The sequence below is a fragment of the Gordonia sp. UCD-TK1 genome (assembly GCF_001691435.1).
GTDB lineage: Bacteria > Actinomycetota > Actinomycetes > Mycobacteriales > Mycobacteriaceae > Gordonia > Gordonia hongkongensis.
Genome location: NZ_LZMP01000008.1, coordinates 1 through 12,929 on the forward strand (window position 1 = coordinate 1; position 12,929 = coordinate 12,929).

Annotated in this window: 12 protein-coding genes and 1 pseudogene; 6 read left to right on the top strand and 7 right to left on the bottom strand. The window is 69.8% G+C overall.

The annotated features are described in order from the left end of the window. The 3 genes and pseudogenes from A9310_RS06460 to A9310_RS06470 all read right to left on the bottom strand — a co-directional run. Window positions 1–811: pseudogene (locus A9310_RS06460) on the bottom strand (DNA polymerase Y family protein); the annotation flags it as partial. Continuing rightward, window positions 811–1,647, bottom strand: a complete 837-nt coding sequence (locus tag A9310_RS06465) for a hypothetical protein (RefSeq protein WP_065629887.1) — start codon at window positions 1,645–1,647, stop codon at window positions 811–813. The pseudogene A9310_RS06460 and the gene A9310_RS06465, both read right to left, overlap by 1 nt. 258 nt (window positions 1,648–1,905) lie before the next feature. Then, window positions 1,906–2,931, bottom strand: a complete 1,026-nt coding sequence (locus A9310_RS06470) for an Rv2578c family radical SAM protein (protein ID WP_065629888.1) — start codon at window positions 2,929–2,931, stop codon at window positions 1,906–1,908. Between the two features lie 78 nt (window positions 2,932–3,009). Between A9310_RS06470 and A9310_RS06475 the strand changes: the two genes are divergently transcribed. Continuing rightward, the gene (locus A9310_RS06475; RefSeq protein ID WP_065629889.1) at window positions 3,010–4,269 is read left to right on the top strand and encodes a serine/threonine-protein kinase; all 1,260 of its coding nucleotides are present in this window, start codon (window positions 3,010–3,012) and stop codon (window positions 4,267–4,269) included. A 16-nt stretch (window positions 4,270–4,285) separates the two neighbouring features. On the opposite strand, the gene A9310_RS06480 is transcribed toward A9310_RS06475, so the two are convergent. Further along, window positions 4,286–5,011 carry a response regulator transcription factor gene (locus A9310_RS06480; protein ID WP_065629890.1) on the bottom strand — a complete coding sequence of 242 codons (726 nt, stop codon included), beginning with the start codon at window positions 5,009–5,011 and terminating at the stop codon, window positions 4,286–4,288. Beyond that, on the bottom strand, window positions 5,008–6,276 hold the full coding sequence (locus tag A9310_RS06485; RefSeq protein WP_065629891.1) for an ATP-binding protein: 1,269 nt from the start codon (window positions 6,274–6,276) through the stop codon (window positions 5,008–5,010). Before A9310_RS06485 ends, A9310_RS06480 begins: the two co-directional genes overlap by 4 nt. Window positions 6,277–6,447: 171 nt before the next feature. Here A9310_RS06485 and A9310_RS06490 point away from each other — a divergent pair, with 171 nt between their 5' ends. After that, entirely contained in the window at window positions 6,448–7,986 is a 1,539-nt protein-coding gene (locus A9310_RS06490) for a PspC domain-containing protein (protein ID WP_065629892.1), read from the top strand. After that, complete coding sequence (locus tag A9310_RS06495; RefSeq protein WP_058250687.1) at window positions 7,983–8,213, top strand: hypothetical protein; 231 nt, start codon at window positions 7,983–7,985, stop codon at window positions 8,211–8,213. The genes A9310_RS06490 and A9310_RS06495 overlap by 4 nt, the downstream gene beginning before the upstream one ends. A gap of 60 nt (window positions 8,214–8,273) precedes the next feature. On the opposite strand, the gene guaA is transcribed toward A9310_RS06495, so the two are convergent. Further along, window positions 8,274–9,821 (bottom strand): glutamine-hydrolyzing GMP synthase, encoded by a 1,548-nt coding sequence (gene guaA / locus A9310_RS06500; RefSeq protein ID WP_065629893.1) that lies wholly within the window; start codon window positions 9,819–9,821, stop codon window positions 8,274–8,276. A 160-nt stretch (window positions 9,822–9,981) separates the two neighbouring features. Between guaA and A9310_RS06505 the strand changes: the two genes are divergently transcribed. Genes A9310_RS06505 through A9310_RS06515 form a run of 3 tightly spaced genes read left to right on the top strand, consistent with a single transcriptional unit; the run spans window position 9,982 to window position 11,916 of the window. Next, window positions 9,982–10,620, top strand: coding sequence for a biotin transporter BioY (locus A9310_RS06505; RefSeq protein ID WP_065629955.1), 639 nt, complete (start codon window positions 9,982–9,984; stop codon window positions 10,618–10,620). Window positions 10,621–10,642: 22 nt separating this feature from the next. Then, the gene (locus A9310_RS06510; RefSeq protein WP_065629894.1) at window positions 10,643–11,317 is read left to right on the top strand and encodes an energy-coupling factor ABC transporter ATP-binding protein; all 675 of its coding nucleotides are present in this window, start codon (window positions 10,643–10,645) and stop codon (window positions 11,315–11,317) included. Further along, window positions 11,314–11,916 carry an energy-coupling factor transporter transmembrane protein EcfT gene (locus A9310_RS06515; protein ID WP_065629895.1) on the top strand — a complete coding sequence of 201 codons (603 nt, stop codon included), beginning with the start codon at window positions 11,314–11,316 and terminating at the stop codon, window positions 11,914–11,916. The genes A9310_RS06510 and A9310_RS06515 overlap by 4 nt, the downstream gene beginning before the upstream one ends. A gap of 9 nt (window positions 11,917–11,925) precedes the next feature. Here the strand turns inward: A9310_RS06515 and A9310_RS06520 are convergent, their stop codons facing one another. Continuing rightward, window positions 11,926–12,861, bottom strand: coding sequence for an epimerase (locus A9310_RS06520; protein WP_065629896.1), 936 nt, complete (start codon window positions 12,859–12,861; stop codon window positions 11,926–11,928). Between the last annotated feature and the right edge of the window lie 68 nt (window positions 12,862–12,929).

Genomic DNA, 12,929 nt, shown 5'->3' on the forward strand with positions numbered 1-12,929 from the left:
GTCGACCGGCGGGTCGCAGGTGTGGTCGACGTCGAGTGTCGACCGGCGGGTCGCAGGTGTGGTCGACGTCGAGTTCGGCCGGCACACCACGTGACGACGGGACACGCCCCGGCAGCGCATTGGCCAGCCGGTGCGCGACGACCGCATCCCGGGCGAACCGGGTGGCGACGTCGGTGACGGACATGTCGGCGAAGGCGCCGATCGTGCCGATCCCCAGCCGGCGCAGCAACTCCACGAGATCGGCACGGGACGGATCGCTCATGCTGGGTTCGACGGCGAGGTCGGCGACGGGGCGGCCGGCGAGGTACTCCCGGTCACCCCCGGGCTCCACCTGATGCCCGTGCCGGGCGGCGAGGACGGCGGTGAAGATCTCGTCGGCGATGCCGACCTGCGACTCGATGCCGCACGCCGACACCACGTCGACGAGCTCCTCCGCGAGCGCCTCCACCCCGCCGAAGTAGCGGGCGGCACGGTCGCCGGCGATCACCAGGAGACCCGGCCGGAGCACTTCGAGGGCGGGGATCACCTCGGCGACCGCGGCGACCACCGGTTCGAACAGCCGTCCGTCCCGGTTCTCGTCGGCGGCGACCACGGTCATCTCCGTGCACGCCGCCTGCGCCTGTCGCTTCCGCATCCCCCGCCGCACACCGGCGGCCCGTGCCGAGGCCGAACAGGCCACCACCCGATTCGCCGACAGCACCGCGACCGGATGCAGCGGGGGCAGATCCGCCTCGGCCGCCGCGGCCATCGCCGGCCAGTCCGGGCACCAGAGCGCGAGGATACGCCGAGACCCCGGCTCTCCGGAGGGCATCAGTTCGCCACCGCGAGCACCGGGGAGACGGTCGTCGCCGCGACCATCTCGACCGTGCGATCGGCACCGTGGCCCGTCGCCCGGAGCTCGACCTCGGTGCTCTCGGATTGCCGGCCGCGACCCGACACCGTGACCTGCAGCCGCATCCCGCCGATGCGGCCGTAGCCGCTGCGTGCGGAGTCGAGACCGGCCGCGCGGGAGGCGGGAGCAGACCGGCCGGGCAGGACCGGACTGTGCTGGTAGGTGAGGACACGGGCCTCGATGGCCAGTTGCGCACCCGGCCATGCACCACCGGTCACCAGCAGCACCGACGACTGCTTGCGCACGCGGCCCATGACCACCCGGGCACGCGAGGGGGTCACCATCTCGTTCCGCGTGCGGGCCCCCTCGCCGCCGCTCCCCAGGTCCAGGATCACCAGGTCCATACCGTCGAGCAGCACCGCTGCCACCTCGACCGGGTCGGGACCGGGATCGGGGATGGTGGCGATGCGGGACAGGTCGGCGCCCATCTCCGCCGCGGGCAGCAGACTCAACCGGGGCAACCCGACGATCCCCACCTGTCCACCCGCACGGGTCACCGAAGCGATCATCGCGATCAGCACCGAACGGGCGCCGTCGAGCCGGGCCACCGAACCTCGCGGAATGCCGTTGTGCGGCAAGATATCCGACAACGATTCCGGCACGGGGAGGACACCCACCGACCGGTCTCGGACCTCGACCACCCGCTGGTCGGGCCGACCGGACATGGCCGCCATCCGCCGGCGCAGACCCGCCAGCTCGTCGGCCCGGCCACCGGCCGCCGTATCGGTCACGGCCACACCAGCAGAGACATCCATTCCGGCACCCTCCAGTCGACATGAGTAGTTCTCGACGAGCCGGGAAGGTGCGCGCCATCAGGGTTCTCGACACAGTTCCCGAACGATCCCGAGGAAGGCCCCTCGTCCGCCGATCATTCGAACACTGTTTCGATTGTTCGAGAGTAGAACCAACCACCGACAAGCGTCAACTGAAGCCGAAAGCCGTTGCGCAGCATAGGATTTTCGTATCCACGTCGAATCCGCCCAGCTCAGCGGGCGCGGTCAGGACGGCACGGGTCAGAACAGGGTGAGGGCGTGCTGCAACTCGGGCGCGGCCACCGTCGCCGGCGAGTCGGGACCCGATTGCCGGAGACCGCCGGAACCGGCCAGGCCATGCCGGTGCACGAGCGGCTTCATCCGGTCACGCAGCCACGAGGAGTACTCCGGGGTGACATAGGCGCCACGCCCGTAGAGCCCCCGGTACCGGCGGATGAGCGCCGGATGCTCCCCCGCCAGCCACTCGAGGAACCACGGCTTGGTCGAGGATCGCAGATGCATCGGGAACGCGGTCACACCAGACGCGCCCGCCTCGGCGAGGGCCTCTAGCAACGAGTCGAGATGCGCGGTCGAATCCGTGAGGTACGGGATGACGGGGGCCACCATCACGTGCGGCGCGATGCCGGCGTCGGCGAGATCGCGGATCACCGACAGCCGCGCCTGGGGCGACGGCGTCCCCGGTTCGATCTTCTTCTGCAGGTCCTGATCGAGGATCGCCAGCGAGATCCCGACACTGACCGAGACCTCCCCCGCAGCCTGGCGCAACAGCGGCAGATCCCGACGGATCAAGGTGCCCTTGGTCAGGATGGAGAACGGCGTCCGGGACTCGGCGAGCGCGGAGATCACGCCCGGCATGAGTCGGTACCGCCCCTCGGCACGCTGATACGGGTCCGTGTTGGTGCCCAGCGCCACCGTCTCCCGGGTCCACGACCGGCGTTTGAGTTCCTTGCGCAGCACCGCCGCGACGTTGAGCTTCACCACGACCTGGGTGTCGAAATCGGTGCCCGCGTCGAGGTCGAGATATTCGTGCGTCGGACGGGCGAAACAGTAGCGGCAGGCATGCGTGCACCCGCGAAAGGTGTTGACCGTGAACTGGAACGGGAGCTGCGAGGCCTCCGGCACGCGGTTGAGCGCACTCTTGGCCAGCACCTCGTGGAATGTGACACCCTCGAAATCGGGCGTACGCACCGACCGCACCAGACCCGAGCGGCTCAGCCCCGGGAGCGACCCGTCGTCGACCTCGACCGCCTGATCCGACCATCGCATGATGGGAGTCGAACATACGTACGAGATGGCTGTCAAGTGCGGTGCCCGCGGCGTCGACCTCGCCGCTATCATCTCCGTATGTCGACGACCGCCGGAACCCACCATGCACCGGGTCCCCAGTACCTGGTGGCCGGCCGGTACCGTCTGAAATCGCGCATCGGCGGCGGCGGCATGGGAACCGTGTGGCTCGCCCGCGACCAGCTCCTCGACCGTGACGTCGCCGTCAAGCAGGTCGTCTCCACCGAGGGCCTCACCGAGGACTCCGCCGACAACGTGCGCAAGCGGGCCATGCGGGAGGGGCGGATCGCCGCGAAGCTCTCCCACCGCAACGCGATCGCCATGCACGATGTCGCTCTCGACCGCGGCGAGCCCTGGCTGGTCATGGAATACCTACCTTCCCGCAGTGTGGCCCAGATCTTGCACGCCACAAAGACTCTCGCGCCCGCCGAGGCCGCCCAGATCGGCGCCCAGGTCGCCGATGCGATGGTCGAGGCCCACGCCGCGGGGATCGTGCACCGCGACATCAAGCCCGGCAACATCCTCATCGCCGAGGGCGGACGGCAGACCGGCCTGGTCAAGATCACCGACTTCGGGATCTCGCGGGCGAAGGACGATGTCACTCTCACCCAGACCGGCGTGATCACCGGAACGCCTGCGTATTTCGCCCCCGAGGTCGCGCGCGGCGCCGATCCGCAGGAGGCCTCGGACGTCTACTCGCTGGGCGCGACCGTCTACACGATGGTGGAGGGTCAGCCGCCGTTCGGTGTCGACGACAACTCGATCGCCTTGCTGCACAAGGTCGCACGCGCACGCATCAATCCCATGCAGAATGCCGCCGAGCTCGAGCCGATCCTGCTGCGCCTCCTGGAACCGAGCCCGACCAAACGCCCGACGATGAGTCAGGCACGAGACATGCTCACCTCGTTCGCGGCCGGTTCCCGAGGCACCCGCGACCAGGTCCTGACCGGCCTCATCACCCGGCCCGGGGCGGGCACGCCGACCTGGTCACAGCGCGCCGGCCGGTCGTCGACGACCGGTTCGCATCGTCCGGCCGGTGCCACCCTGCCCCCATACGCCCCGACGATGTCCGCCGATCGCGGCTCCCGCGACCTTCCGGACACACGTCGCGGCATGTCCCCGACCCTGATGTCGACGCCGCAACCACATTCGTCGACGCCGAGACCGCCTGCCTCCCAGCAGTACTCATCCGGATCCCGGCAACCGAACCCCGGTCCGCCGGCGCCGGGCACGTCGAGCACGGCACTGGCGGTGTCGATCCTCGTGTTCTTCGCCGTGCTCGCGGTCGTCGTCGTACTCGCGATCGCGCTGTTGCGCTGAGCCGGCGCCGCTGCGGTCAGCCGATGTGACGGGTGGCCGCCCATCGGGTGAGGGCATTGCGGTTGGACTGCTGGGTCTTCCGCAAAACGTTCGACGCGTGTGTCTCGACCGTCTTGATCGAGATGAACAGCTCCTCGGCGATCTCCCGATAGGTGTACCCGCGCGCGAGCAGGCGCAGCACCTCCAGTTCGCGCCTGGTCAGCGAGTCGAGTTCGGGGTCGAGCGGCGGTTCGGGTGCCGAGGATTTTCCGGTGAACGAGTCGAGGAGGAAACCCGCGAGACGTGGGCTGAACACCGCGTCGCCGTCGGCGACCCGGCGGACCGCGTCGGCGAGTTCCGGGCCCGCGATCGTCTTGGTCACGTAACCGCGGGCACCGGCCCGGATGGTCGCGATGACATCCTCGGCCGCGTCCGACACGCTCAGGGCCAGGAAGACCGGCGGTGTCGAACCCGTTGCATTCGAACCCGTTCCGTTCGATCCGAGTCGATCGAGCACCCCGCGCAGGACCGCCACCCCGCCGCCGGCCGGCATGTGCACGTCGAGCAGGACCACATCGGGAGCCGCCGCCACGATCCCGTCGATCGCCTCGGGTACGGTGCCCGCCTCGCCGACGACGCGCAGGCCCGGCTCGTCGGCCAGTTCGGCACGGACCCCGGAGCGGAAGACCGCATGGTCGTCGACGAGATAGACGGTCACCGGACCGGGGCCGGTCGGGTCGGAACTCGGGGAACTCGGCGTCATCGTGCCTTCCTGTTGTCGGTCGGGGCGACCGCGTCGACGGTCACCTCGGCAGAGCGTCGGGTGTCGTCCGCTCTCTCGTCGATCGATCCCGATCCCCCGTCACCACGCGGCATCATCAGACCCACGTTCGTCCCGCGCCCGGGGGTCGACGTGATCCGCACGCGGCCGCCCATCCTCTCCACACGTGCGCGGATCGACCGGGAGATGCCCTGGCGGTCGTCGTCGACGGCGTCGGGGTCGAAACCGATTCCCCGGTCACGGACATACACCTCGACCTCGTCGTCGGTGATCTCGCCGTACACGTCCACGGTGCGTTCACCGGAGTGCTTGGCGGCGTTGACCAGCGCCTCGCGCGTGGCCCCCACGAGAGCCGACCAGCGTTTGGCGTCCCGGGTGTTGTCCGGACGCAGATCGCCGACGGTGATGATCTCCACCTCGATACCGTAGGCGTCCTCGACCTCGGCGCCGACACTGCGCAGTGCCGCCGCGAGCGAGCCGCGTTCGGTGGCCGGATCGCCGAACAGCCAGGCCCGCAACTCGCGTTCCTGACTCCGGGCCAGGCGTGCCACCTCCTCGGGGCGGCCCGCCTTCTTCTGGATCAGGGCCAGGGTCTGCAGGACCGAGTCGTGCAGATGCGAGGCGATCTCCTCGCGCTCGGCGTTGCGAATGCGGGCCGAGCGCTCCTCGTTGATGGTGCGCAGCATCCGCATCCACAGGGGCACGGTCAACAGGACGACGCCGATCAGGGTCGCCCCGACCGCGAGGATCGTGGAATTGAGACCGCCGAAGCTGCGATCCCCGGCCACCACCACGACCACGAGGCCGCCGACAACGAGCGCGACGCCGCCGATCAACCGCGTCCAAGTGCGCAGTGGGGTGCGGGGTGCGCGCGGGGATGTGTCGAATTCGCGCCACACGAGGGCGGCGCCCAACGCGATGAAGACGAACGGGATGAGGTACTCCGCCGGGGTCCCCGACGCCGCGAATCCGACCACGCCCATGGCCACCAGCCCGACCATCGCCAGACCGAGGGATTGACGACGCTCTCCCGGTGCCGGTGACGCGGTGTCGTCGCCCTGCGGGCAGAAGAACCACAGCAGCCCGTAGGCGGCGACCCCGGCGCCGGCCAGCGCGGCCAGGACCACGAAGACAATCCGCACGCGGAAGACCTCGACCCCGAGATGATCGGCCAGTCCGCCGGCGACACCGGCGACGACGCGACCGCCGTCGCGGCGCACCAGTCTCGGGACCGGCTCGACCTCCATTCGACTCACTCCTCGATCGTCCCATGCGATCGGCTTCGCGACATCGGGGTCAACCCCGGATCATGCGCCGCGATCTCAGGGTGTGTCCGCTCCGCCGCCCCGGGCCTCGGGATTCTCCGGGGGACAATTCAGGGGATCACCCGATGTGTCCGGGGCCGGACGGGCGGCACGATGATCGTCATGGACACCAAGGAGTTCCAGCAGCAGATCCAGGGCCTGTGGGCGACCCGTCCGTATCGGCCCGACGATCGGACGATTGCCGGCGTGTGCACCGGCATCGCCGCCCGGTATCGCGTCGACCCGACTCTGGTGAAGGTCGCGTTCGTGGTGGCCGCCTTCTTCGGCGGCAGCGGACTCATCCTCTATCTCGCGGCCTGGGTCGCGTTCCCGGGCGCCGGACGCGCCCGCGCCGATGCGCTCCGTGTCGATTCCCCCCGGGCCGGTCACACCGCGTCGCACAACTCGATGCACGGCCTGGGGAATCCGCAGGTGATCCTGCTGGTCGTGCTCGCGATCGTCATCGTCACCTCATTCGGCCCCAATCGCACCTGGGGCTCGGGCGGGCTCGTCGGCGCGATCCTGATGCTCGGCGGCTGGTACCTGCTGTACCTGCGGACCCCGACTCCACCGGCCGGTACCAGCATCGACACCGCGGCGGTCACCGACATCGTCGTCCCGCCACCGGCGGCCGGGCAGTTCGAACGGTGGGTGCCGCGCGCGATGAGCCACCCGGCCCCCGACGCGGTCACCCCCACGGACGGCCCCCAGACCCCAGGAGCATCCATGACCAAAGCACCGGACACGTCCGCGATCGGCGGGAATCCGGCCACCGAACACCCGGCCACCCCGGCGCCGGGAGTTGAACTGTCGGAGGACCCTTCGAGGCTCGTCGCTAACGCTCCTCACACCTCAGGGAGCGGAGAGAGGGGCGCTGACGCTCCTCACACCTCAGGGAGCGGAGGGCCGAGCGACGTGCAGACCCAGAGCAGTCGAGAACTCGATGCCGACTTCGAGGCGAGTCCACCCGCGTGGGATCCGTTGGGAGCGGCGCGGTTCGCCTGGGATCTGCCCGAGCCGACCCGCCCGGCCGAACCGGCCGTCCGTCGGCACCGACGCTCACCGCTGACCCTGATCGTGGTCGGTCTGGCGACCATCGTGGGTGCGATCGGTGCGGGCCTGCACCAGATGGGTGTCGAGTGGTTCACCGTCCCCCACATCCTGTCGCTCTCCCTCGCCGTGATCGGAGCCGGACTCCTCGTCGCGGCCGTCGTCAAGCGCCGCACCGGTGAGCACAGCACGGGCCTGGCGCCCATCGCGGTCTCTCTCGGTGCCGCGGTCATCGTCACCACCGTGATCTCCGGGGTCAACGGCCTGTCCGGCCCGCTGCCGCCCGGCGGGGTCGGTGACCGCGAGTGGAAGCCGTTGACCGAGAACGACATCCAGGCCGAGTACTCACTCGGCATCGGCGAGATGGCCTTGGACCTACGCGCGGTCGAACTCACCGCCGACCGGACCGTACGACTCGAGAGCGGGGTCGGCAAGATCACGGTGCACGTGCCAGAGACGATGAACGTGCGTGCCGATTGCCAGACCGGTGTCGGCGACTACAACTGCCCCACCGGGCTCGACGGCGGACGTGACGGCACCGATGGCCCGGTCCTGCAGATCGAGGCCCGCACCGGATTGGGAGAGGTCGAGGTCCTGCGATGAGCACCGAGATGAACGCTTCCGGCACCGATGACGACCGAGGTTGTGGCGCCACCCATCGCGCTCCCGGTCTGGGACTGCTCGGACTCGCCGCCCTTGCGGTGGCCGGGTGGGGACTCGCCGACGGGCCGGCACTTCCCGACGCCGCCGACCTCGGATGGGTCGTCGTCGGAATCGGGCTGCTGGTCGGACTCGTGCTGATCGTGTCCGGCACGCGTTCCCGGCGCTGAGACCCGGCATGAGCTGACGAGAGCGGCCGGTGGCAGATGCCACCGGCCGCTCTCGTCAGCTCATTCCCACTCGATGGTGCCCGGCGGCTTGCTCGTCACGTCGAGCACCACCCGGTTGACCTCGGCGACCTCGTTGGTGATGCGGGTGGAGATGATCTCGAGGACCTCGTAGGGCACACGCGTCCAGTCCGCGGTCATCGCGTCCTCGCTCGACACCGGGCGCAGCACGATCGGGTGGCCGTAGGTGCGGCCGTCTCCCTGCACGCCCACGCTGCGCACGTCGGCCAGCAACACGACCGGACACTGCCAGATCTGCGAGTCGAGGCCGGCGGCGGTCAGTTCCTCGCGCGCGATCAGGTCGGCCTTGCGCAGCGTCTCCAGTCGGTCGCCGGTCACCTCGCCGACGATGCGGATCGCCAGGCCGGGCCCGGGGAACGGCTGGCGGGCGACGATCTCCTCGGGCAGCCCCAGTTCGCGGCCGACCGCACGCACCTCGTCCTTGAACAGCAGACGCAGCGGTTCCACGAGACTGAACTCGAGGTCGTCGGGCAGACCGCCGACGTTGTGATGACTCTTGATGTTCGCGGTTCCGCTGCCGCCGCCGGACTCGACGACGTCGGGGTACAAGGTGCCCTGGACGAGGAAGTCGACCTTCTCCCCCGCCTCGGCCTCCTCGCCGAGGACCTCGCTGACCGCACCCTCGAACGACCGGATGAACTCGCGGCCGATGATCTTGCGCTTGGTCTCCGGGTCGCTGACGCCGGACAGCTCACGCAAGAATGTGTCGGCGGCATCGACCGTCACCAGCTTCGCCCCGGTCGCGCCGACGAAATCGTGCTGTACCTGTTCGCGTTCTCCGGCGCGCAGAAGACCGTGGTCGACGAAGACACAGGTCAGACGATCGCCGATGGCGCGCTGCACCAGCGCGGCGGCCACCGCGGAATCCACGCCGCCGGAGAGCCCGCAGATGGCCCGCCCGTCACCGATCTGGTCGGCGACCGCGTCGATCAGCGCGTCGGCGATGTTGGCCGCGGTCCAGGTGGCCTCGAGACCGGCGATCTCGTACAGGAAACGGGTGAGGATCTGCTGGCCGTGCGGCGTGTGCAGCACCTCGGGGTGGTACTGCACACCGGCCATCCGGCGCTTCAGGTCCTCGAAGGATGCGACCGGCGCGCCGGGCGTCGACCCGGTGACGGTGAACCCCTCCGGCGGGGACTGGACGGCGTCGTTGTGGCTCATCCAGACCGGCTGGGTGTCCGAGAGACCCTGGTGGAGAACGCCTTCGCCGTTGGTCGTGAACGTCGTCCGGCCGAACTCGCGCCCGCCGGTGTTGGCCACCTCACCGCCCAGCTTGTCCGCCATCGCCTGGAAGCCGTAGCAGATGCCGAAGACCGGGACGTCGAGGTCGAAGAGAGCGGGATCGAGGTCCGGCGCGTCCTCCGCGTACACCGACGACGGTCCGCCCGACAGGATGATCGCGACCGGATCCTTCTCCTGGATCTCCGCGATCGGCGCCTCATGCGAGATCACCTCCGAGTAGATCCGCGCTTCCCGCACCCGACGCGCGATCAGCTGCGCGTACTGCGCGCCGAAGTCGACGACGAGCACCGGCCGCGGGCCCTCGAGGAAATCCTCGGGAGAGGACGAGTTCGCAGAAGAAGTGTCTGTCACCGGGCCGAGTCTAGTGGGCGGACCGGCGTCGATACCTGGTCACCCCGCCCGGTGGGTGCGGCTGCTCGGCCGCCGCGTGAAATACTCCGGAATCGACATGACTGCATCGCCGAAATCCCCCAACCGCTGGTCGCTGAGCATCGGCGACCTCACCCAGGCCGCCGTGTTCGCCGCGCTGATCGCCGCGCTCGGCCTGCCCGGGACCATCAACATCGGCACCAGCGGTGTGCCGATCACGTTCCAGTCGCTCGGGGTCATCCTCGCCGGGGCGGTTCTCGGCCCGAAGAAGGGCACGCTGGCCGTGGTCATCTTCATGGTGCTGGCGATCGCCGGACTCCCGATCCTCTCGGGCGGACGCAACGGCCTCACCGCGCTGTCCTCCCCGACGGCCGGATACTTCATCGGCTTCCTCCCTGCGGTCATCGTCATCGGGGTGCTGACCGCACTCATGGTCTCGACCGGCGGGACGACGGGCTCCGGGAAATATCGCGTGCTGTGGGGCATCGGCATCAACGCGCTCGGCGGCATCGTCGTCCTCTACGCCTGCGGGGTGCTCGGCCTGCTGGTGCGGACCGACCTGACACTGTGGGCGGCCATCGCGACCAACGGTTCGTTCATCCCCGGCGACATCGCCAAGTGCGTCATCGCGGCCCTGGTCGCGGCCCAGGTCCACCGCGGCCGGCCGGGCCTCATCGAACCGTTGCGCGCGCGCCGATCCGGCACCGTGGCCGGCTGACCCTCGCCCCACCCCACCGGCGATGATCGAGTTCACCGACGTCACCCACGCCTACGGCGACCGCGTCGTCCTGCGCGAGGTCTCACTGACGTTGTCGGAGAACCGGATCGGGATCGTCGGCGCCAACGGCAGCGGCAAGTCGACGCTGGCGCGGATGATCAACGCGCTCGTCGTGCCCGATTCCGGGACCGTCACCGTCGACGGGCTCGCGGTCGCGAAGAACAAGCGTGAGGTCCGACGCCGGGTGGGCTTCATCTTCTCCGACCCCGACCGTCAGATCATCATGCCGACGGTCCGCGAGGACATCGAATTGTCGCTTCGTCGAACCGATCTCGACAAGTCGGCGCGCGCCGAGCGCGCCGGCGAGGTACTCGCCCGATTCGGCCTCGCCGACCACGCGGACCATCCGGCCCAGCGGCTCTCCGGCGGGCAGAAGCAGCTCCTCGCCCTGGCGTCGGTGTTCGTGACCGACCCCGCGATCATCGTCGCCGACGAACCCACCACCCTGCTCGACCTGCGCAACACCCGCATGCTCACCGACGTGTTCGCGACCCTCGACGAGCAACTCGTCGTCGTCAGCCACGATCTCGACATCCTGGCCGACTTCGACCGCGTCAYCGTCATCGACGAGGGGCGGGTGGTCGTCGACGACGAACCACGGCCCGCGCTGGCCGCCTACCGCGGGATGATGTCGTGAACGTCCTCGGCGTCTACCGTCCCGGCAACACGCTGCTGCACCGACTGCCCGCGGGCGTCAAGTTCGTCGCGATGGGCGTGGTGATCCTGGTGCTGTCGCTGACGGTCCGGTCGCTCACCGCGCTCGGCATCGCGACAGCCGGGGTCGCGGTCGTCTACGCGCTGGCGGGGATCGGGCCGCGCGAGGCGTGGCGGCAGCTGCGGCCACTGATGTGGTTGCTGCTGTTCATCTTCGCGTTCCAGGTCGTCTTCACCGACTGGCGGCGGGCGGTGGTCGTCTGCGGCGTCCTCGCGCTGTCGGTCGCGCTCGCCGCGGCCGTCTCGCTGACCACCCGCACGACGGACATGCTCGACACGATCGTCCGTGCGCTCGGCCCCCTGAGACGGCTCGGGGTGCGCGTGGACCTCATCGCCCTCGCGCTGGCACTGACCATCCGGGCGATCCCGCTGATGGTCGAGGTGGTGCGGGAGGTCGACGAGGCACGCAAGGCGCGCGGGCTCCGGCCCGGTCCACGCATCCTCGTCGCCCCGGTCGTCCTCGCCGCCCTGCGCACCGCCGACGGTTTCGCCGACACCCTCACCGCGCGCGGACTGGACTGAGGCGACCTCTCAGAGCAGATCGGAGAGTGCGTCCTCGAGCCGTGGAAAGCTGAATTCGAAACCGGCGTCGGCGAGCACATCCGACCGCGCACGGCGCCCCGTGAGTCCGAGGGCCGGGTCCGTGCGCAGCACCACCGCACCGAGTTTGAGCAACCACGCGGGCGTCGGCGGCGCGGGCGGCCGTCCGATCTCCGCGCGCAGCATCGCCATGAGTTCGGAGTTACGCACCGGATGCTGACTGGCCGCCACGACGACACCGTCGGGCAGCGTCACCCCTTCGTCGACCCGCAGTGCCGCGCGGGCGATCGCGAGCCAGTCGTCGATGTGAATCCAGCTGAACCACTGTCGGCCGTCGCCGACCCGCCCGCCGAGACCGAACCTCGTGAGCCCCACGAGGCGTCGGATGGCCGGCGAATCAGCATCGAGCACGATCGAGGTACGCAGCACGGTCAGATGGTCGGTGTTCGCGCCGTCCACCGCCTCCTCCCAGGGCCGTGCGACGCCGGTCATCTGCGGGAGGCCCACCGGGGTCGGCGTCGATTCGGTGCACCACAGTTCACCCGCGTCGCTCCAGATCGCGGTCGTGCTGGACTGCAGCCAGTACGAGATCGGCGTCGTGCGTTCGCGCGATGCGGTGACGAGTGCGCGCGTCGCGTCGACCCGGCTGTCCCGCAGTGCCGCGATGTTCTCGGCGCTGGGGCGGCAATCCACGAGCTTGCCCGCGAGGTTGACCACCGCCGTCGGACGGTCCGCGGTCAGCGCTTCGGCCCAGTTGCCCTGGGTCCTGCCGTCCCAGACCACCTGTTCGAACGGCGACGACGGATCGATCCGCCGCGTCAGGATGACCGGATGATGCCCACGCGCGGCGAGATCGGTCGCCAGATGCGTACCCAGCGAACCACTTCCGCCCGCCAACACCACGGTCAGCGGTTCTGTCCCCGACATGCGTCTCCCCCGTTCGGCACTGGACGACGACACTACCCGCCGACGCCGCCGACCGGGGTTACGTGCTC

Bases quoted from the DNA above. Each gene is read 5' to 3' on its own strand.
- A9310_RS06465 (WP_065629887.1), bottom strand. From the start codon at position 1,647: ATGGATGTCTCTGCTGGTGTGGCCGTGACCGATACGGCGGCCGGTGGC.
- A9310_RS06470 (WP_065629888.1), bottom strand. From the start codon at position 2,931: ATGCGATGGTCGGATCAGGCGGTCGAGGTCGACGACGGGTCGCTCCCG.
- A9310_RS06475 (WP_065629889.1), top strand. From the start codon at position 3,010: ATGTCGACGACCGCCGGAACCCACCATGCACCGGGTCCCCAGTACCTG.
- A9310_RS06480 (WP_065629890.1), bottom strand. From the start codon at position 5,011: ATGACGCCGAGTTCCCCGAGTTCCGACCCGACCGGCCCCGGTCCGGTG.
- A9310_RS06485 (WP_065629891.1), bottom strand. From the start codon at position 6,276: ATGGAGGTCGAGCCGGTCCCGAGACTGGTGCGCCGCGACGGCGGTCGC.
- A9310_RS06490 (WP_065629892.1), top strand. From the start codon at position 6,448: ATGATCGTCATGGACACCAAGGAGTTCCAGCAGCAGATCCAGGGCCTG.
- A9310_RS06495 (WP_058250687.1), top strand. From the start codon at position 7,983: ATGAGCACCGAGATGAACGCTTCCGGCACCGATGACGACCGAGGTTGT.
- A9310_RS06505 (WP_065629955.1), top strand. From the start codon at position 9,982: ATGACTGCATCGCCGAAATCCCCCAACCGCTGGTCGCTGAGCATCGGC.
- A9310_RS06520 (WP_065629896.1), bottom strand. From the start codon at position 12,861: ATGTCGGGGACAGAACCGCTGACCGTGGTGTTGGCGGGCGGAAGTGGT.